The organism is Flavobacterium erigeronis, from assembly GCF_054075165.1.
On sequence record NZ_JBSKGP010000009.1, the window covers coordinates 97,546 to 117,249 of the forward strand.

The following is a 19,704-nucleotide window of genomic DNA, read 5'->3' on the forward strand; positions in this document are numbered from 1 at the left end:
ATTTATGGCAATATTTAATTTTCAAAAGCCCGATAAAGTTATCATGATCGATTCAACCGATTTTGAAGGTAAATTTGAGTTTAGACCTTTAGAACCTGGTTACGGATTGACAGTTGGTAATGCACTTAGAAGAGTTTTGCTTTCAGCGTTAGAAGGTTATGCAATTACATCTGTTCGTATCGAAGGTGTAGATCATGAGTTTTCTACTATTTCAGGTGTTGTTGAGGACGTTACAGAAATTATCCTTAATCTTAAACAAGTACGTTTCAAACGTCAGATTGAAGATATCGATAATGAATCAGTTACTATTTCTGTTTCAGGTAAAGACCAATTGACAGCAGGTGATTTCCAGAAATTTATTTCAGGTTTTCAAGTTTTGAATCCAGACCTTGTTATCTGTAATTTAGATTCTAAAATCAAATTGAACTTCGATTTAACAATCGAAAAAGGTAGAGGATACGTTCCTGCTGAAGAGAACAAAAAACAGAATGCTGCAATTGGAACGATTTTTACAGATTCTATTTTTACTCCGGTAAAAAATGTAAAATATGCAATCGAAAATTTCCGTGTAGAGCAAAAAACAGATTACGAAAAATTAGTTTTTGAAATCAAAACTGATGGATCTATTAATCCAAAAGATGCTCTTACTGAAGCTGCTAAAGTTTTAATTCACCATTTCATGTTGTTCTCTGATGAAAGAATTACACTTGAGGCTGACGAAATTGCACAAACAGAATCGTATGATGAAGAGTCATTGCATATGAGACAATTGCTTAAAACTAAGCTTGTTGATATGGATTTATCTGTGAGAGCATTAAATTGCTTGAAAGCGGCTGAAGTTGATACACTTGGTGATTTAGTATCGTTCAATAAAAATGACCTAATGAAATTCCGTAATTTCGGTAAAAAATCTTTAACTGAACTTGATGAACTTGTTGCAGTTAAGAATTTAACTTTCGGAATGGATTTAGCTAAATACAAATTAGATAAAGAATAAACCACTTCGTATTTTGCTCTCCAAAGAGGATAGTAGCAAGATGAAGGTTTTAAAAAACACGTCATGAGACACGGAAAAAAAATCAATCACTTAAGCAGACAGACTGGACATAGAAAAGCTATGTTGGCTAATATGGCTTGTTCTCTTATTGAGCACAAACGTATTAACACTACTGTTGCTAAAGCTAAAGCGCTTAAACAATTTGTTGAGCCTTTAATCACAAAGTCAAAAGAGGATACGACTCACAATCGTCGTATTGTTTTTGCTTACTTACGTAGCAAATATGCAGTAACTGATTTGTTCAGAGATGTAGCTGCTAAAGTTGGTGACCGTCCAGGAGGATACACTCGTATCATTAAAGTTGGAAATCGTTTGGGAGATAACGCTGATATGGCGATGATCGAACTTGTTGACTTCAATGAACTTTACAACGGAGGTAAAAAAGAAGTTAAAAAAGCTAAAAGCCGTCGTGGTGGTAAAGCTAAAAAAGCTGAAACTGCTGCTCCAGAAGCTCCTGCTGCTGAAACAGAAACGACTACTGAAGCTTCTGAATAATTATGAGAGTAATCATTCTATAATATTAAAGGATAAACTAATTTTTAGTTTATCCTTTTTTTTTGATTTTTTTAAAGCTGTAAAAATGTAACTTATTTAAAATGATCGGTTTTATTTTTACGATTGAAAGTTTTAAAAAATCTTGGAGGGGCTATTTTAAAGAAGTAAATTTGCAAAATATCTAATTATACTTAAAACCGTTTATTTTGGTTTTATAACTTGATTAAAAAAACAATACAAATTAAATAATGAAATACACAACACGACAAAGCGCCATTTTATTACTTAGTGACGGAACAATCTTTCACGGAAAATCTATCGGAATTAGCGGTAAAACTTTTGGTGAAGTTTGTTTTAATACTGGAATGACAGGATACCAAGAAATTTTTACAGATCCTTCGTATTTTGGTCAAATTATGGTTACTACAAATCCACATATTGGGAATTATGGTATAAATGATTTAGAAGTTGAATCAGACAGCGTGAAAATTGCTGGTTTAGTTTGTAAAAATTTTAGTTTTAATTATTCAAGAGTAGGTGCTTCTGGAAGTTTGGAAGATTATTTTGCAAAACAGAATTTGATTTGCATTTCTGATGTTGATACAAGAGCATTGGTAAGCTATATTCGTGATAATGGTGCAATGAATGCGGTAATTTGTACAGACGGTACTTCAATTGAAGATTTGAAAAAAGAATTAGCGAATGTTCCAAACATGGAAGGTTTAGAATTAGCTTCAAAAGTTTCAACAACTGAACCTTATTTTGTTGGAGATGAGAATGCGACTTATAAAATTTCTGCGCTTGATCTTGGGATTAAGAAAAATATACTAAGAAACTTTGCGAAGAGAGATTGTTACATCAAAGTTTTTCCTTACGATTCTACTTACGAGGATTTGAATTCATTTAATCCAGATGGATTTTTCTTGTCAAATGGTCCTGGAGATCCAGATCCGTTGCATGGGGTAATTGATGTGGCTAAAAAAATTATAGCAGAAGATAAGCCTTTATTCGGAATTTGCTTAGGGCATCAAATTATAGCTTTGGCTAATGGGGTTCAAACTTATAAAATGTTTGGAGGACACAGGGGAATCAATCACCCGGTAAAAAATCTTCTTACAGGTAAAGGTGAAATCACTTCTCAAAATCACGGGTTCGCTGTTAAAAGAGAAGCCTTGGAAGGTCATCCAGAATTAGAACTTACACATATACATTTGAATGATGATACTGTTGCAGGTATGAGAATGAAAAATAAGAATTGTTTTTCAGTACAATACCACCCAGAGGCTAGTCCTGGACCACACGATTCGTCTTATTTATTTGATCAATTCGTAGAGAATATAAAAACTAGCAAAGTCTAAAACGATGTAGTTAATAAATAAAGGTGCTTAATGACTAAAATGAGTTTTTAGTATTAAATATTTTTATACTTTCGAAAAAAAAAATATAATTTATTAATAAAAAACAAAAATAATGAGTATTATAATTAAAGTTCACGCAAGACAAATTCTTGATTCTAGAGGTAATCCTACTATTGAAGTAGATGTAGTAACTGAAAATGGAGTTTTAGGTAGAGCTGCTGTTCCATCTGGAGCATCAACTGGAGAACACGAAGCTGTTGAATTACGTGATGGAGGTAAAGCTTATCTAGGTAAAGGTGTTTTGAACGCAGTGAATAATGTAAATACTGTTATTGCTGAAGAATTGGTTGGAACTTCTGTTTTCGAACAAAATACAATTGACCAATTAATGATTGATTTAGATGGAACTCCAAATAAATCTAAATTAGGAGCTAATGCTATTTTAGGCGTTTCTTTAGCTGCTGCAAAAGCTGCAGCTAACGAACTTGGTTTGCCATTATACAGATACGTAGGTGGTGTTTCTGCTAATACGTTACCAGTTCCGATGATGAATATCATCAATGGCGGTTCTCACTCTGATGCGCCTATCGCGTTCCAAGAATTTATGATTTTCCCTGTAAAAGCAACTTCTTTTACACATTCTATGCAAATGGGAACTGAAATTTTTCACAGCTTGAAAAAAGTGTTACACGACAGAGGTTTAAGTACTGCTGTTGGTGACGAAGGAGGTTTTGCTCCAAACTTGGCTGGTGGAACTGAAGACGCTTTAGATACGATCAAATTGGCAGTTGAAAAAGCTGGTTATTCTTTCGGTGACGAAATTATGATTGCTCTTGACTGTGCTGCTTCTGAATTTTATGTAAACGGAAAATACGATTATACTAAATTTGAAGGTGAAACTGGAAAAATCAGAACTTCTGAAGAGCAAGCTGATTATTTAGCTGAACTAGCGGCTAAATATCCAATTATTTCTATCGAAGATGGTATGTATGAAGATGACTGGGATGGATGGAAAGCTTTAACTGAGAAAATCGGAGATAAAGTACAATTAGTTGGTGACGATTTGTTTGTAACTAACGTTGAGCGTTTGTCTACTGGAATTCAAAAAGGAATTGCTAACTCAATCTTGGTAAAAGTTAACCAAATTGGTACTTTAACTGAAACTATTGCTGCTGTAAACATGGCTAAGAATGCTGGTTACACGTCTGTAATGTCTCACCGTTCTGGAGAAACTGAAGATAATACAATTGCAGATTTAGCTGTAGCTTTAAACTGTGGTCAAATTAAAACTGGTTCGGCTTCTCGTTCAGATCGTATGGCTAAATACAACCAATTATTGAGAATTGAAGAAGAATTAGGAAGTACTGCTTATTTTCCTGGTTTAAATGCTTTTAAAATCAAATAATTGAACAAATTATATATTGGAAGAAACCATCTGTTTTTGCAGATGGTTTTTTTTTGGACTTTTAACAAATTCATAGCAGTATTCTTTTTTTAATTAGTCTTAAATTCATTAGATTTGATAAATTATTATTTAAAGAATTATTTCCAGTATATTATGTCAAAAATAGCTACATTAGAAATAGATGGTAAGAAGATTGAACTTCCAGTAATCACGGGGAGCGAAAACGAATCAGCTATCGATATCAACAAATTACGTGATTTAACAGGTTATATTACACTTGATCCAGGATATAAAAATTCAGGATCTTGTACAAGTGAAATCACTTTCCTAGACGGAGAAGAAGGAATCTTACGTTACAGAGGATATTCAATCGAAGATCTTGCCGAAAAAGCTAGTTTCTTGGAAGTATCTTATCTTTTGATTTTTGGAGAACTTCCTTCGGCTAAACAATTAGAAGACTTTGAAAATGGTATTAAAAAACATTCTTTGGTAAACGAAGAAATGAAAAATATCATTGACGGTTTCCCAAAAACAGCTCACCCAATGGGAGTGCTATCTGCTTTAACAAGTGCTTTAACAGCATTTAATCCAAAAGCGGTAAATGTTGATAACGAAAAAGAAATGTATGAGGCTATTTGTAAAACAATGGCAAAATTTCTTGTAATCGCTACATGGACTTATAGAAAATCTATGGGTTATCCTTTAAATTATTATGATAACACGAAAGGTTATGTAGAAAGCTTTATGCAATTAATGTTTAAATTGCCTACAGGGCCTTACGCTGCAAATCCAGTTATTGTAAATGCTTTAGATAAATTGTTCATTCTTCATGCAGATCACGAACAAAACTGTTCTACTTCTACAGTTAGAATGGTAGGTTCTTCTCATGCTGGTTTATTTGCTTCAGTTTCTGCAGGTGTTTCTGCTCTTTGGGGACCGCTTCATGGTGGAGCTAACCAAGCTGTACTAGAAATGCTTGAAGAAATTAATAAAGATGGTGGAGATACTGATAAATTCTTAGCGAAAGCAAAAGATAAAAATGATCCATTCCGTTTAATGGGATTCGGACACAGAGTTTATAAAAACTTCGATCCTAGAGCTAAAATCATCAAAAAAGCAGCTACAGAAGTTTTAGAAACTTTAGGTGTTGAAGATCCGATTTTAGAGATCGCAAGAAAATTAGAAAAAGCAGCTCTTGAAGATGAGTACTTCAAAGCAAGAAACTTATATCCAAACGTTGATTTCTACTCTGGAATTATCTACAGAGCATTAGGAATTCCAACAGATATGTTTACTGTTATGTTTGCAATTGGAAGATTACCAGGTTGGATTGCGCAATGGAAAGAAATGCGTGAAAATAAAGAGCCAATTGGTAGACCAAGACAAATTTATACAGGACATCCTTTACGAGAGTTTAAGTCTAATAAATAAAAAACGAAAGCTTCACTTAACTGTGAAGCTTTTTTTATATTTGCTCAAAATATAATAAAGTTATGTTGCAATTAAATGTAAAGAACGAAACGTCTCGACTTCGTGCTGTAGTTCTGGGTTCTGCTGTTCATAATGGGCCAACTCCAACTATAGAAGAGGCTTATGACCCTAAATCATTGGAACATATTAAGACAGGAACTTACCCTGTAGAAAAAGATATGGTTGCTGAAATGGATGCTTTTAACGCTGTTTTTAAAAAGTATGATGTAACTGTTTATCGTCCGGAAATGATTGAAAGCTATAATCAGATTTTTGCTCGCGATATTGGGTTTGTAATTGATGATATTTTTGTAAAATCGAATATTCTGCCAGATAGAGAACGTGAGTTAGATGCTATTCAATATGTGATTGATCAGATCGATCCATTAAAAGTGGTTCGACCTCCAGAAGAAGTTCATATAGAAGGAGGAGATGTTATGCTTTGGAATGATCATATTTTTATTGGAACTTACAAAGGAAGCGACTATAAAGATTACATTACTGCGAGAACTAACATGCATGGTGTAAATTACATTAAATCTTTATTTCCAAATAAGATTGTAAAAGAATTCGATTTGGTGAAATCTAAATTGGAGGCACGTGATAATGCATTGCACTTAGATTGCTGTTTTCAGCCTGTTGGAAAAGATAAAGGAATTATTTACAAAAGAGGCTTCCGTGAAGAAGCAGATTATTTGTATTTAGTAAATCTTTTCGGGAAAGAAAATCTTTTTCATATTGAAAGAAACGAAATGTATAATATGTTTTCGAATGTATTTTCTATTGATGAAAATATTGTAGTTTCTGAAAAAAACTTTACAAGACTAAATAACTGGCTTCGTGAAAATGGTTTTACGGTTGAAGAAATCCCGTATGCGGAAATTGCGAAACAAGAAGGATTGTTGAGATGTTCGACGCTCCCATTAATTAGAGATTAAAAAAAAATAATTGTTTCAAGTTTCAGGTTTCATGTTTTTCTAACGTGAAACCTGAAACTTGAAACCTGAAACAAAATAACATGAAGCAGACAACAAATTCAATCGTAATGATTCGCCCGGTTGCTTTCAGGATGAATGAGCAGACAGCAGTAAATAATTACTATCAAAAAGTATTAGACGGACTTTTGCCAAGTACGGTTAACGTCAAAGCACAACAAGAATTTGATGCTTTTGTTGAAAAACTAAGAGCCGTTGGAGTTGATGTTACGGTGATTGAAGACACATTAGAAACAGATACGCCTGATAGTATTTTTCCAAACAATTGGATTTCATTTCATGAAAATGGAGATGTAGTACTTTATCCTATGTTTGCAGAAAATCGTCGTCAGGAACGTCGTGAAGATATTTTGGATACCTTGGAAGAAAAAGGATTTGAAATTTCTAATATCATGGATTACACTTCTGCAGAAGAAGATGGTATTTTCTTAGAAGGAACGGGAAGTTTATTGTTAGATAGAGCCAACGGAAAAGCATACTGTGCATTATCACCAAGAGCTGACGAGGAATTGTTTATCGAATTCTGCGAAGATTTTGATTATGCTCCTGTAATTTTTGAAGCTTTTCAAACGGTTGATGGAGAGCGCAAGCTAATTTATCATACGAATGTAATGATGTGCTTAGGTGAAAGTTTTGCTGTGATTTGCGCTGATTGTATTGATGATAAGAAAGAACGCAAAATGGTTTTAGACAATCTCAAAGCAGATAATAAAGAAATTATTTTAATAACAGAAGCGCAGGTAAATAACTTTGCAGGAAATATGTTGGAAGTTCTTGGGGAAGATGATAAGAGATACGTTGTAATGAGCGCATCTGCATATCAGAGTTTGACTCCAAAACAAATTGCCCAATTAGAAAATCATGCAGAAATCTTAAGTTCAAGTTTGGATACAATCGAAGCTTGCGGAGGAGGAAGTGCGAGATGTATGATGGCAGAAGTTTTCTTGCCAAGAAGCTAAAAATAAATATATAAAAAAGAAAGGGTTGAGATTTTATTAAAAATCCCAACCCTTTCTTTTTTGGGAGAACTTTTAATGTATATTAAAAATTTCCTTTAATAATATTAACAATGGCACTTACTATATATTGAATGCCAATTGAGATAACAATAAACCCGACAATCCTAGAAATAGCAACAATTCCAGAAGCTCCTAAAATTCTAGCAAGATAATGTGCGCTTTTTAAAATGGCAAAAATAGCTACAGCAATAGCAAGAATAGCTAGCGACGAAATTATGATTTCGTTTATTTCATGATGTTCTTGATAAAAAGCAATTAAAAGAGACATAGATCCAGGGCCAGCAAGCATTGGTATTGCTAATGGGGTGAGTGCAATATCATTTCTGTGCTGTGCTTCATTTTCAATTTTTTTATTGATTCCTCGTTTTTTGTTGAATTTTCCAGAAAGTAAAGAAAATCCAGAATTTACGATTACGATTCCGCCTGCAATTCTTAAGGCATCTATACTGATTCCGAAAAAAGTTAAAACATATTGGCCAATAAAATAAGAAACCAGTAATATGATAAAAACATTGATGGCTGTCCAAAGTGAAATTCGGGATCTTTCTTTTTGAGAGTCATGTTGGGTTAATCCAACAAAGATTGGTACGGTTCCAATCGGGTTTAGTACCGAAAATAAAGCGGCAAATAAGTAAATAAATAATTCCATATTATATTGGTTAGTGAAGTAAATGTAGTTATTTTTTGATGCTTTTACATGAAATTATGTTATGATAATATTTTTATTTGTTATTGATTCTAAATCAAAGGCATAAAATTAAATCGTTCTTTTTGATTACTTTTGCAGTCTAAATAAAAACTATGAAAAGTAAAAAAACATTGGTTATAGGAGCATCTACAAATCCAGAACGTTATTCATATAGAGCCGTTAATATGTTGGTTGGAAAAGGACATTCTGTTTTGGCAATTGGTCAAAAAGCGGGTGAAGTTGCTGGAGTAAAAATTCAAACTAAAGCAATACCAGTAAAAAATATTGATACTATTACTTTGTATTTAAATCCAGCTCGTCAAAGAGATTATTATAATTATATAATTGAAGCGCAACCTAAAAGGGTAATTTTTAATCCAGGAACTGAAAACCCAGAATTGTATCAATTGTTGGATTTAAATAATATCGAGAAAGAAGTGGCTTGTACATTGGTTTTATTAGCTACAAATCAATATTAAATAATATTGCAAAGGTTTTAAAGAAAATACAATAAAGCGATAGGGATAAATTGTTTAAAGTGTTGAAAAAGGTTTTATTTCATAATAATCTTTCAATATTGTTAAGCCTTGAATTTAATGGCTTTAATGTAGGCTGAACCATTAAAAGTATTACTTTTGTCGTCATGGAATTTTCATCAAAATTAATTGAAAAAGCAGTAAACGAAATGTCACAATTACCTGGTATAGGTAAGCGTACGGCTCTTCGACTAGTTCTTCATCTGTTAAAACAGCCGAAAGAGCAAACTGGTTTTTTGTCTCAGGCATTATTAAATATGCGTGAGGATATTAAGTTTTGTCAAAGTTGCCATAATATTTCTGATACTGAAATTTGTGAAATCTGTGCTAATCCAGTTAGGAATCATGAAACAATATGTATTGTAGAGGATATTCGTGATGTAATGGCTATAGAAAATACTGGGCAGTTTAAAGGGATATATCATGTGCTTGGAGGTAAAATTTCACCCATTGAAGGAGTTGGGCCAAATCAGCTAAATATTTCTAGTTTGGTTGCAAAAGTAAAATCGGGAGATGTCTCTGAGATTATTTTTGCATTAAGCTCAACAATGGAGGGAGATACAACAAATTTTTATATCTATAAACAAATTGCAGATTCGGAGATTATAATTTCAACAATTGCGAGAGGAATATCAGTTGGAGATGAATTAGAATATGCAGACGAAATAACACTAGGGCGCAGTATATTACACCGAGTTCCTTTTGAAAAAACATTTAAAAATAATTAACTAAGCCCCAAATAAAGTTAGGTTTTTCTGAATTTTAAAGAAAGACTGAATTTGCAATAAAATTGAACGAATGACGAAAACAAGCTTTTTTCTATTCTTATTAATTTCAATATTTTTTACCTCATGTATTCCAATTAAAGATTTGGTTTATCTTCAGGATAAAAATGATTCTGGTGAACAGACAGCTATTGCGGCTGTAGAATCAAAGCCATATCGATTACAAGTAAATGATATTTTAAAGGTCACTATAAAAGCAATTGATCCGAAATTAGTTTCTATTTTCAACACCACAGAAGATCAAAGTGGACAAGCAGGAAGAAGTGAATCTGGTTTATATTTTGACGGATTTACAGTTGATGATCATGGGAATATTAGAATGCCAATTTTAGGGGAAATTAATGTAATTGGGTATACTCTTGAAGAAGTGCGTGTAAAAATTGAAAAAAAATTACTTGAAGAATATTTTAAAAGCGAAGCCAATATTTTTGTTACCGTTAAGTTGGCTGGTTTTAGATATACTATAAATGGAGAAGTTGCAAGTACTGGAACAAAAACACTATTTAAAGATAACGTAACCATTTTAGAAGCTGTTGCAAATGCGGGAGATATTACTACAGTTGGTAATAGAAAAGAAGTAACCGTAATTCGTCAATCGCCTACTGGGGTTCAAATGCATAATATTGATCTGACAGATGTAAACGTAATGAAATCGCCATATTATTATTTACAGCCAAATGATTATATCTATGTAAAGCCATTGAAACAAAAAACTTGGGGAACAGGACAGACAGGGATACAATCTGTAGGGACAATAATTACATTGTTGTCTTTAGCAACAACAGTTTACCTAATTATAAAATAAAAATAGGTTTTTAAAATGTTAGACATTAAAGATTTTGCCATTTTTGAAAATCATTCTCACTTTGATTTTAAAGGGTTTCTGTTAAAAATTGCAAGTTACTGGAAATGGTTTCTTGTCAGTTTGATTATTACTTTCACAATTGCTTATCAGATAAACATTCGTAAAGAAAAAATTTACGGAATGCAGACCATGATTTCTATAAAGGAAGAAAGCAATCCTTTTTTTACTTCAAATACAAGTTTGGTTTTCAATTGGGGAGGAATTTCAGATCAGGTAAATGGTATTTCTACAATTCTTCAGTCAAGATCTCATAATGAATTGGTGGTCGATAAGCTTCAGTTTTATATAGATTATTTAGAGCAAGGAAAATATAATTTAATAGATTCTTATGGAGCCGTTCCTTTTTATATCGATATTGATAAAACAAAAGGACAGCTTGCAAATACACTAATTAGTATAAAATTTTTAAGTGAAAACGAATATCAAATTCAAATTCCATTTGAAAATAATTCGGTTTCGCTCATAACTTATAGTAACAATTCTTATAGTAATACATCAGTACAGCCTGTAACTTTTATTAAAAAATATAAAGTAGGAGAACGTGTTAACTTGCCATTTTTGAATTGGAAACTTCAAATAACAGATAATCCGGGTTTCTATAAAGGAAAAGAATATTTTGTTCGATTCAATGATTTTGATGGAACCGTATCTGGGTATAGAGGAATAAATGTAGATGCAGGAAAAAGCGGTGGATCGCTACTAACTTTGTCAATGCAGGGAACAAATAAAACCAGAATGGTTGATTATTTGAATTCTACTGTAAAAATGCTTATTAAAATACAGCTTGATGGCAAAAACCAATTTGCTACAAATACTATTAGATTTATTGATAGTACTCTTGTTGCAATGGAATCACAGCTCAAGCAAACGGGTAATGAATTAAAATCTTTTCAAAAGGATAAAAATATCTATGAAATTGAAGACGGAGGCTCTAAAGTTTCAGAAAAAATAATGGATTTTGATGTTCAAAAAGATCAATTAACTAGAAAAATAGCATATTATAATTCATTAAAATCATATTTAAATAGTAGCGTCGATTATTCAAGATTGCCAGCACCTTCTGTTGCAGGAATTGAGGACCCAAATATTGTTGCAAATGTTTCTAAGTTGATAGCACTTTCTACTCAAAGATCAGAAATGGCTTATGCCGTTAAAAGTGAAAAAATATTTAAAGATTTTGATAATCAAATGGCTGCGGTAAAAAATGTTCTTCAAGAGAATATTGTTACAGCAAAAGCATCTTTAATATATGATTTATCTCTAGTAAACGCAAAAATTGGCCAGGCTGAAAGCACTGTTAAAAGACTTCCTGCTGAACAGCAAGAATTATTGAAAATCAAAAGAAAATATGATTTAAATGATAATATTTATACAGAATTTCTTCAGAAAAGAAATGAAGCTGAAATAGTAAGAGCGTCTAACTTATCAGATATTCACTTTATTGATCCTGCAAAAGATATTGGCGGAGGATTAATAGGACCTAAGACTTCTGTAAATTATATAATGGCTTTATTCTTAGGGATTCTGGTTCCATTGCTTTTTGTTTTAGTGATTTTCTTTGTTAATAATTCAATTCAGAATAGTGAAGATATTAGTAAACTGACTCAAATTCCATTGCTTGGTGTAGTTGGTCTTAATAAAGATTCAGGTAGCATGGCGGTTTTTGAAAAACCAAAATCAGCTCTTTCGGAATCATTTAGAGGGATACGTTCTTCTCTTCAGTTTTTGTATAAAAAACAGCAAGTAAACGGATCCAAAACGTTAATGATAACTTCATCAATAAGTGGAGAAGGTAAAACATTCTGCTCTATAAACATAGCTACGGTTTTTGCTTTAAGTGAAAAGAAAACAGTAATCGTTGGTTTGGATTTAAGAAAACCAAGATTAGCAGATGAATTTCAAATACAATCACCTTTAGGAGTTGTCAATTATTTAATAAGACAAAATACCTTAGAAGAGATTACTAATTCGACACCAGTTCCAAATTTAGATGTAATACTTTCTGGACCAATTCCTCCAAATCCTTCAGAGCTAATTTTGAGTGATGCAATGAAAGAATTGATTGACGAATTGAAACAGAAATATGATTATATAGTTTTGGATACTCCACCAGTTGGTTTAGTGGCGGATTCGCTAGAATTGGTTCAGTTTGCAGATGTAACTCTATATATTGTGAGGCAAAATTATACTAAGAAAGATATGATAACGTTATTGAATACCAGACTTAAGCGTGGAGAGTTGAATAATGTGAGTATTGTATTGAATGGTTATGAAAATAAAGCCAAATATGGTAGTGGATATGGCTACGGATACGGTTACGGAGCTTATTCGAATGGTTATCATGAAGAAGAAGTTAAAAATGGATTTTGGAAAGCATTTTTAAATCGAATTAAAAAAAGCTAAATTTTGATAAATGGAAAGTAAAATAAAAAATACAATTTTAATTACAGGAGGAGCTGGATTTATAGGTTCAAATTTGACTGAGTATTTTTTAGGTTTAGGTCATAAAGTAGTTTGTCTGGATAATTTTTCTACAGGTCACCGTCATAATTTAAAAGATTTTTTAGACAATCCTGATTTTAAACTAATAGAAGGAGATATTCGAAATTTGGCCGATTGTAATTTAGCGGTTGAAGATGTAAATTATGTTTTGCATCAAGCAGCTTTAGGTTCTGTTCCAAGATCCATAAAAGATCCGATTACTACAAATGACGTAAATATTTCTGGTTTTTTAAATATGCTTACGGCGGCGAGAGATGCTAAAGTAAAACGATTTGTATATGCAGCAAGCTCTTCAACTTATGGAGATTCTCAAGGATTGCCAAAAGTAGAAGAAGTTATCGGAAAGCCATTGTCTCCTTATGCAATTACTAAATATGTGAATGAGCTCTATGCCGAAATTTTCAGCAAAACTTACGGATTAGAAACAATTGGACTTCGATATTTTAATGTTTTTGGAAGAAAGCAAGATCCAAATGGAGCTTATGCGGCTGTGATTCCTAAGTTTGTAAAGCAATTTATGAATCATGAAAGTCCAGTAATCAATGGCGATGGAAATTACTCTCGTGATTTTACATATATAGATAATGTCATTCAAATGAATGAGCTGGCAATGACTTGTCAAAATCCAGAAGCTGTTAATTCAGTTTATAATACTGCATTCGGAGATAGAAATACATTAAATGATTTAGTTAAGTATTTAAAAGAATATCTATCCGAGTTTGATCCAAAAATAAAAGATGTTCCCGTTATATATGGTGAAAATAGAGCGGGAGATATTCCGCATTCGCTTGCAAGTATCGAAAAAGCAAAACAGAATCTGGGTTACAATCCAAAATATTCTTTACAAGATGGATTAAAGGAAGCTGTTGAATGGTATTGGAATAATTTAAAATAAAGTTAAGATCAAGATAAAATAGATCAAATGAAAATTACAAAAATTTGCTGCATTGGTGCAGGATATGTTGGTGGGCCTACAATGGCGGTTATTGCTCAAAAATGTCCACATATTCAAGTTACAGTTGTTGATTTAAATGAACAAAGAATAGCAGATTGGAATGATCCAAATCCAGAAAATATTCCGATATATGAACCTGGACTTTCTGAAATTGTAGCTGAAGCAAGAGGTAGAAATTTATTTTTTTCTACAGAGGTAGATAAAGCAATAGACGAAGCTCAAATGATATTTATTTCCGTAAATACGCCAACAAAGACTTATGGAAAAGGTAAAGGAATGGCAGCCGATCTGAAATATATCGAATTATGTGCAAGACAAATTGCGCGAGTTGCAAAACAAAATAAAATAGTAGTTGAAAAATCTACTTTGCCAGTGAGAACTGCTGAAGCCATTAAAAGCATATTAGATAATACAGGAAATGGTGTTCAGTTCCAAATTTTATCTAATCCAGAATTTCTGGCAGAAGGAACAGCAGTATCAGATTTGTTAAATCCAGATCGAATTTTAATTGGTGGCGACACAACTCCGGAAGGAGAAGAAGCTATTAATTCATTGGTAGAAGTTTATTCGAATTGGGTAAATAAAGATCAAATCTTGACAACAAATGTTTGGTCGTCAGAATTATCTAAACTTACAGCAAACGCATTTTTGGCACAGCGTATTTCTTCAATTAATGCAATGTCTGAGCTTTGCGAAAAAACAGGAGCAGATGTGAATGAAGTGGCTAGAGCTATTGGAATGGATAGCAGAATTGGACCTAAATTCTTAAAAGCTTCTGTAGGATTTGGCGGTTCTTGTTTTCAAAAAGACATTCTGAATTTAGTTTATATTGCTAAATCTTACGGATTGAACGAAGTTGCAGATTATTGGGAGCAGGTAATTATAATGAATGATCATCAAAAAAGAAGATTTTCTAATAAAATTGTTCAGACATTATACAATACGGTAGCCGATAAAAAAATTACTTTTTTAGGTTGGGCTTTCAAGAAAGACACAAACGATACTAGGGAATCTGCTGCAATTTATGTTGCTGATGACTTGATAAACGAACAGGCAAAAATCTCAGTTTTTGATCCGAAAGTTTCTAAAAACAAAATGCTAAACGATTTAGATTATTTAGAAACAAGAGAAAAAGAAGAAAATATAAAAGCTTTAAATGTTTTTGAGGATGCTTATGAAGCCTGTAAAGATGCTCATGCAATTGCGATTTTAACTGAGTGGGATGAATTTGCAACTTACGATTGGAAAAAGATTTACGATTCTATGCATAAGCCCGCTTTTGTATTTGATGGAAGAAATATTTTAGATGCAAAACAATTAGAGTCAATCGGATTCGTTTATAATGGTATCGGATCATAAATTGTTTTGTATTTTATAATGATAAATGAGAGAGAATGAATTGGTATGTAGTTTATACAAAACCGAAGTGGGAAAAAAAAGTTGCAGATAAGCTTAATCAGTTGGGAATAGAATGTTATTGCCCGATGATTACTCAGGTAAAACAGTGGTCAGACCGAAAAAAGAAAGTTGAGACTCCTCTTTTTAATTCCTATGTTTTTGTTCAATTACCCGATTCAGAACGTAATTTGGTTTTTCAAGCAGCAGGAGTAGTAAGATACTTATTTTGGTTAGGAAAGCCAGCAATCGTAAAAGATCAGGAGATCGAAGTTATTAAAACAAGTTTAAAAGCTCCGAATTTAAGTGAAGTTTCCGTGTCTGGCATTCAGGTTGGAGATAAAATTAAATTAGAATCAGGCGCATTTAGTAATCAGAATGCAATTGTGCAGGAAGTATCTAATAATTACTATATTTTAGTATTAGAGGCTTTGGGTTGCGTATTGAAAATAAAGTATAAATAGTTGTGAAATTTCATGCAATATAGCAGAGGGAAAAATCTTTATGGAATTTTTTTCTTCTGTTTTTTTTATAAAGTATTTATTTACGGTCTGATTAGTAGATGATTGTAAATGTTAATTTTTAGTGCAAATTAAGGTTTTCCGTATAATACGGGAAACCGTATTGAATTACTAGACTTAATATACTATATTTGCGCGAAAATCATTAATTTAGGTATCTGAGTCAGAGTTATGTGACTGAGAACGGCGAAGCCGTGAGTTTTGGTGACCAGATTAAATTAAAAAAATATGGAGTTGGAAAATAATGTAAAAATTGCAGTTATAGGCCTAGGTTATGTAGGGTTACCTTTAGCGCGATTATTTGCTACAAAATACCCAGTTATTGGTTTTGATATAAACGAATCTAGAGTTAATTCCTTAAAATCGGGAACAGATACAACTTTAGAAGTTGAAGATGATGTTTTGCAAAAAGTTTTGGTAGATAAGCCAAATGAAAACAAAGGACTTTATTGCACAACATCGTTAAATGATATTGCGGACTGTAATTATTATATTGTTACCGTTCCTACCCCAGTTGATAAAAATAATAGACCAGATTTAACACCTCTTTATAAATCTAGTGAAACTGTTGGTAAAGTTTTAAAAAAGGATGATATCGTTGTTTATGAATCAACTGTTTATCCTGGGGTAACAGAAGAACAATGCGTGCCAGTTCTCGAACAGGTTTCAAACTTGAAATTTAATGAAGATTTTTTTGCTGGATATTCTCCAGAGAGAATAAATCCAGGTGATAAAGAACATACTGTAGAAAAGATTTTAAAAGTAACTTCAGGATCAACTCCAGAAATTGGATTGAAAGTAGATGCTTTGTATAAATCTGTAATCACAGCAGGAACACATTTAGCACCGACAATAAAAGTTGCAGAAGCAGCTAAAGTAATTGAAAATTCGCAGCGAGATATTAATATTGCTTTTGTAAACGAATTGGCTAAAATATTCAATTTAATGAATATCGATACTCAGCAAGTTTTGGAAGCAGCATCAACAAAATGGAATTTTTTACCATTTAAACCGGGACTTGTCGGTGGACACTGTATTGGTGTAGATCCATATTACCTAGCACAAAGAGCCCAAGAGTTCGGTTATCATCCTGAAATAATTTTAGCTGGAAGACGCTTAAATGATAGTATGGGCGAATATGTAGCTTCACAAATAGTGAAGTTGATGATTAAAAAAGGAATTTCGGTTAATGGAGCTGAGTTGTTGATGCTTGGAATTACTTTCAAGGAAAATTGCCCTGATGTTAGAAATACCAAAATAGTTGATGTCGTTAAAGCATTAAAAGATTATGGAATCATAGTAACAGTATTTGATCCACTAGCAGATGTGCAGGATGTAAAAAAAGAATATAATTTAGTAACATTAGACTCTATTCCCAATAATAAATTTGACGCTATAGTTCTAGGAGTTTCGCATGCAGAATTTCTAGATTTAGATTTTTCAAAATTACAGAAGGGAAAAAGTTTAATTTATGACGTAAAAGGAGTTTTAGGATCTTTAGCTGATAATAGGCTTTAGATTTTAGCTTCTTTTTTTATTTAAAACACTATGAATTCAAATAAAAATATTACACATGTTATCCTTACAGGAGGAGTTGGTAGTAGATTATGGCCACTTTCTAGAAAAAGTAGACCAAAACAATATCTAGAAATATTCGAAGGTAAATCTTTGTTTGAAATGACTGTTGAACGAAATAGTCATTTAGCAAATAAGGTTATGGTTGTTGGAAATGTAGATAATCATCAGCTAAGTGGTAAAGTAATGGAAAAAACAAGTACTTCATATCTAAATATTATTGAAGCTACACCAAGAAATACTGCTGCCGCAATTGCTTTTGCAGCGTTTGCCTCTGAACCAGACGATGTCTTAATTATTACTCCTTCTGATCACATCATCGATCAAATGGAGAATTATAATCAAGCAATAAATGAAGCCGTATCAAAAGCTGAAGAGGGATTTATTGTAACTTTCGGTGTAATTCCAACTAAACCAGAAACTGGTTATGGTTATATTGAAGCAGAAGGAGATAATGTTATTTCTTTCCGTGAAAAACCTAATGAGACTACGGCAAAAGAGTTTATTGCAAAAGGAAATTTCCTATGGAATAGTGGAATGTTTTGTTTTAAAGCAAGTGTACTTTTAGATGAATTGAAACAATTTCAGCCAGAGGTCTATGAGAAATCAAAAAAAGTTTGGGAAACAAATAAAGATGGCTTTTTAGATTTGAATTTATCAATTGAAATACCATCTATAAGTATTGATTACGCAGTAATGGAGCGTAGTAAAAAGATAAAAGTAGTTCCGGCTTCTTTCTCATGGTCAGATTTAGGATCTTTTGAATCTGTATATGATTATTTAAATTCAAAAGGACATTCAACAGATTCTAATGGGAATATGGTTATAGGTTGTGATAAGCATACAACATTTTTAGGTTTAAAAAATACTATTTTTGTTTATACAGACACTGCTAATTTAATTTTACAAAAAGAAAATTCACAAGATGTAAAAGATATTTATAGTGAATTAGAAAAACAAAAATCTGAGTTACTAAATTAGAAAAATTGAAAATGAAAAAAATTCTTATCACCGGAGGCGCTGGTTTTATAGGTTCACATGTAGTGAGACGTTTTGTAAATAGATATTCAGAATACCAAATTTTTAATTTAGATGCCTTGACCTACGCTGGGAATTTGGAAAATATCAAAGACATTGAAAATAAACCAAATTACACATTTGTAAAAGGAGATATAGTTGATGAGAGTTTTATTAATGAACTTTTTTCAGATCATAATTTTGATGGAGTTCTACATTTGGCAGCAGAATCACATGTTGACCGTTCAATTGAAGATCCTTTGGCTTTTGTAAAAACCAATGTTATAGGAACTATGAATTTATTGAATGCAGCAAAAAATCAATGGAAAGGAAATTTTGAGGGTAAAAGATTTTATCATATTAGTACAGATGAAGTTTATGGATCACTAGGTGCAGAAGGACTTTTTACAGAAACCACTCCTTACGATCCAAACTCTCCATATTCAGCTTCAAAAGCAAGTTCTGATCATTTTGTTAGAGCTTACGGAGAGACTTATGGTTTGCCTTATGTTTTGACCAACTGCTCAAATAATTATGGATCATATCATTTTCCAGAAAAACTAATTCCGCTTTTCATTAATAATATTATAAATAATAAACCATTACCAGTTTATGGAGATGGTAATTATACTCGTGATTGGCTTTTTGTTGAAGATCATGCTATTGCAATAGATTTAGTTTTTCATGAAGGAAAAAATCATGAAACGTATAATATTGGTGGGTTTAACGAATGGAAAAACATAGATCTTGTGAAGTTACTATGCAGAATAATGGATAGTAAATTAGATAGAGAGGCTGGTACATCTGAAAAGCTTATTACTTATGTTAAAGATAGACCAGGTCATGATTTACGTTATGCGATCGATGCTTCAAAAATAAATAAAGAATTAGGGTGGAAACCTTCTCTTACTTTTGAGGTAGGATTAGAAAAAACTATCAGCTGGTACTTGAATAATCAAGAATGGCTTCAAAATGTTACTTCAGGGGCGTACAAAGATTATTATCAAAAACAATACTCATAAAGGAAAATAATTAATAAATTTCTTTTAAATAATTTTCTCATAAA

The 19,704-nt window shown here is 32.2% G+C and carries 18 protein-coding genes; 17 read left to right on the forward strand and 1 reads right to left on the reverse strand.

Annotated features, from left to right (window positions below; all coding sequences use genetic code 11):
- The first annotated feature begins 4 nt into the window (after nt 1-4).
- The 7 genes from ACWA1F_RS17750 to ctlX all read left to right on the forward strand — a co-directional run bounded on the left by ACWA1F_RS17750 (nt 5) and on the right by ctlX (nt 7,739).
- Nucleotides 5-997, forward strand: a complete 993-nt coding sequence (locus ACWA1F_RS17750) for a DNA-directed RNA polymerase subunit alpha (RefSeq protein WP_008464329.1) — start codon at nt 5-7, stop codon at nt 995-997.
- A 63-nt stretch (nt 998-1,060) separates the two neighbouring features.
- A complete protein-coding gene (rplQ, locus tag ACWA1F_RS17755; RefSeq protein ID WP_306158148.1) occupies nt 1,061-1,552 on the forward strand; it encodes a 50S ribosomal protein L17 in 492 nt (163 codons plus the stop codon).
- A gap of 248 nt (nt 1,553-1,800) precedes the next feature.
- Nucleotides 1,801-2,910: a glutamine-hydrolyzing carbamoyl-phosphate synthase small subunit gene (carA, locus tag ACWA1F_RS17760; protein WP_456895555.1), complete on the forward strand. Its 1,110-nt coding sequence runs from the start codon at nt 1,801-1,803 to the stop codon at nt 2,908-2,910.
- Between the two features lie 112 nt (nt 2,911-3,022).
- Nucleotides 3,023-4,315 carry a phosphopyruvate hydratase gene (gene eno, locus ACWA1F_RS17765; RefSeq protein WP_456895557.1) on the forward strand — a complete coding sequence of 431 codons (1,293 nt, stop codon included), beginning with the start codon at nt 3,023-3,025 and terminating at the stop codon, nt 4,313-4,315.
- Between the two features lie 153 nt (nt 4,316-4,468).
- A complete protein-coding gene (locus ACWA1F_RS17770; RefSeq protein ID WP_456895559.1) occupies nt 4,469-5,746 on the forward strand; it encodes a citrate synthase in 1,278 nt (425 codons plus the stop codon).
- 62 nt (nt 5,747-5,808) lie between these two features.
- Nucleotides 5,809-6,723, forward strand: a complete 915-nt coding sequence (locus ACWA1F_RS17775) for a dimethylarginine dimethylaminohydrolase family protein (RefSeq protein WP_456895561.1) — start codon at nt 5,809-5,811, stop codon at nt 6,721-6,723.
- Between the two features lie 80 nt (nt 6,724-6,803).
- Nucleotides 6,804-7,739 carry a citrulline utilization hydrolase CtlX gene (gene ctlX / locus ACWA1F_RS17780; protein ID WP_456895563.1) on the forward strand — a complete coding sequence of 312 codons (936 nt, stop codon included), beginning with the start codon at nt 6,804-6,806 and terminating at the stop codon, nt 7,737-7,739.
- An 82-nt stretch (nt 7,740-7,821) separates the two neighbouring features.
- Here the strand turns inward: ctlX and ACWA1F_RS17785 are convergent, their stop codons facing one another.
- The gene (locus ACWA1F_RS17785) at nt 7,822-8,448 is read right to left on the reverse strand and encodes a MarC family NAAT transporter (RefSeq protein WP_095931487.1); all 627 of its coding nucleotides are present in this window, start codon (nt 8,446-8,448) and stop codon (nt 7,822-7,824) included.
- Between the two features lie 152 nt (nt 8,449-8,600).
- Here ACWA1F_RS17785 and ACWA1F_RS17790 point away from each other — a divergent pair, with 152 nt between their 5' ends.
- The 10 genes from ACWA1F_RS17790 to rfbB all read left to right on the forward strand — a co-directional run bounded on the left by ACWA1F_RS17790 (nt 8,601) and on the right by rfbB (nt 19,660).
- Nucleotides 8,601-8,966 (forward strand): CoA-binding protein, encoded by a 366-nt coding sequence (locus ACWA1F_RS17790; protein WP_306158133.1) that lies wholly within the window; start codon nt 8,601-8,603, stop codon nt 8,964-8,966.
- Between the two features lie 164 nt (nt 8,967-9,130).
- Nucleotides 9,131-9,751 carry a recombination mediator RecR gene (gene recR, locus ACWA1F_RS17795; protein WP_456895566.1) on the forward strand — a complete coding sequence of 207 codons (621 nt, stop codon included), beginning with the start codon at nt 9,131-9,133 and terminating at the stop codon, nt 9,749-9,751.
- A 70-nt stretch (nt 9,752-9,821) separates the two neighbouring features.
- Nucleotides 9,822-10,613: a polysaccharide biosynthesis/export family protein gene (locus tag ACWA1F_RS17800; protein ID WP_456895568.1), complete on the forward strand. Its 792-nt coding sequence runs from the start codon at nt 9,822-9,824 to the stop codon at nt 10,611-10,613.
- Between the two features lie 15 nt (nt 10,614-10,628).
- Nucleotides 10,629-13,076 (forward strand): polysaccharide biosynthesis tyrosine autokinase, encoded by a 2,448-nt coding sequence (locus ACWA1F_RS17805; protein WP_456895570.1) that lies wholly within the window; start codon nt 10,629-10,631, stop codon nt 13,074-13,076.
- 10 nt (nt 13,077-13,086) lie between these two features.
- Nucleotides 13,087-14,070 carry an SDR family oxidoreductase gene (locus tag ACWA1F_RS17810; RefSeq protein WP_456895572.1) on the forward strand — a complete coding sequence of 328 codons (984 nt, stop codon included), beginning with the start codon at nt 13,087-13,089 and terminating at the stop codon, nt 14,068-14,070.
- Nucleotides 14,071-14,097: 27 nt separating this feature from the next.
- Nucleotides 14,098-15,489, forward strand: a complete 1,392-nt coding sequence (locus ACWA1F_RS17815; RefSeq protein ID WP_456895574.1) for a UDP-glucose 6-dehydrogenase — start codon at nt 14,098-14,100, stop codon at nt 15,487-15,489.
- A gap of 35 nt (nt 15,490-15,524) precedes the next feature.
- A complete protein-coding gene (locus tag ACWA1F_RS17820) occupies nt 15,525-15,989 on the forward strand; it encodes a UpxY family transcription antiterminator (protein ID WP_456895576.1) in 465 nt (154 codons plus the stop codon).
- Between the two features lie 285 nt (nt 15,990-16,274).
- Nucleotides 16,275-17,564 carry a nucleotide sugar dehydrogenase gene (locus ACWA1F_RS17825; RefSeq protein WP_456895578.1) on the forward strand — a complete coding sequence of 430 codons (1,290 nt, stop codon included), beginning with the start codon at nt 16,275-16,277 and terminating at the stop codon, nt 17,562-17,564.
- Nucleotides 17,565-17,594: 30 nt separating this feature from the next.
- Nucleotides 17,595-18,602, forward strand: coding sequence for a mannose-1-phosphate guanylyltransferase (locus ACWA1F_RS17830; protein ID WP_456895580.1), 1,008 nt, complete (start codon nt 17,595-17,597; stop codon nt 18,600-18,602).
- Between the two features lie 11 nt (nt 18,603-18,613).
- Nucleotides 18,614-19,660 carry a dTDP-glucose 4,6-dehydratase gene (gene rfbB / locus ACWA1F_RS17835; protein WP_456895582.1) on the forward strand — a complete coding sequence of 349 codons (1,047 nt, stop codon included), beginning with the start codon at nt 18,614-18,616 and terminating at the stop codon, nt 19,658-19,660.
- The last annotated feature ends 44 nt before the right edge of the window (nt 19,661-19,704 follow it).

Excerpts from the sequence above, each read along its gene's own strand:
- ACWA1F_RS17810 (WP_456895572.1), top strand. The coding sequence starts at position 13,087 with ATGGAAAGTAAAATAAAAAATACAATTTTAATTACAGGAGGAGCTGGA.
- ACWA1F_RS17790 (WP_306158133.1), top strand. The coding sequence starts at position 8,601 with ATGAAAAGTAAAAAAACATTGGTTATAGGAGCATCTACAAATCCAGAA.
- eno (WP_456895557.1), top strand. The coding sequence starts at position 3,023 with ATGAGTATTATAATTAAAGTTCACGCAAGACAAATTCTTGATTCTAGA.
- carA (WP_456895555.1), top strand. The coding sequence starts at position 1,801 with ATGAAATACACAACACGACAAAGCGCCATTTTATTACTTAGTGACGGA.
- ACWA1F_RS17800 (WP_456895568.1), top strand. The coding sequence starts at position 9,822 with ATGACGAAAACAAGCTTTTTTCTATTCTTATTAATTTCAATATTTTTT.
- rplQ (WP_306158148.1), top strand. The coding sequence starts at position 1,061 with ATGAGACACGGAAAAAAAATCAATCACTTAAGCAGACAGACTGGACAT.
- ctlX (WP_456895563.1), top strand. The coding sequence starts at position 6,804 with ATGAAGCAGACAACAAATTCAATCGTAATGATTCGCCCGGTTGCTTTC.
- ACWA1F_RS17775 (WP_456895561.1), top strand. The coding sequence starts at position 5,809 with ATGTTGCAATTAAATGTAAAGAACGAAACGTCTCGACTTCGTGCTGTA.
- ACWA1F_RS17825 (WP_456895578.1), top strand. The coding sequence starts at position 16,275 with ATGGAGTTGGAAAATAATGTAAAAATTGCAGTTATAGGCCTAGGTTAT.
- ACWA1F_RS17815 (WP_456895574.1), top strand. The coding sequence starts at position 14,098 with ATGAAAATTACAAAAATTTGCTGCATTGGTGCAGGATATGTTGGTGGG.
- ACWA1F_RS17750 (WP_008464329.1), top strand. The coding sequence starts at position 5 with ATGGCAATATTTAATTTTCAAAAGCCCGATAAAGTTATCATGATCGAT.
- ACWA1F_RS17785 (WP_095931487.1), bottom strand. The coding sequence starts at position 8,448 with ATGGAATTATTTATTTACTTATTTGCCGCTTTATTTTCGGTACTAAAC.
- ACWA1F_RS17770 (WP_456895559.1), top strand. The coding sequence starts at position 4,469 with ATGTCAAAAATAGCTACATTAGAAATAGATGGTAAGAAGATTGAACTT.
- ACWA1F_RS17820 (WP_456895576.1), top strand. The coding sequence starts at position 15,525 with ATGAATTGGTATGTAGTTTATACAAAACCGAAGTGGGAAAAAAAAGTT.
- recR (WP_456895566.1), top strand. The coding sequence starts at position 9,131 with ATGGAATTTTCATCAAAATTAATTGAAAAAGCAGTAAACGAAATGTCA.
- ACWA1F_RS17830 (WP_456895580.1), top strand. The coding sequence starts at position 17,595 with ATGAATTCAAATAAAAATATTACACATGTTATCCTTACAGGAGGAGTT.
- ACWA1F_RS17805 (WP_456895570.1), top strand. The coding sequence starts at position 10,629 with ATGTTAGACATTAAAGATTTTGCCATTTTTGAAAATCATTCTCACTTT.
- rfbB (WP_456895582.1), top strand. The coding sequence starts at position 18,614 with ATGAAAAAAATTCTTATCACCGGAGGCGCTGGTTTTATAGGTTCACAT.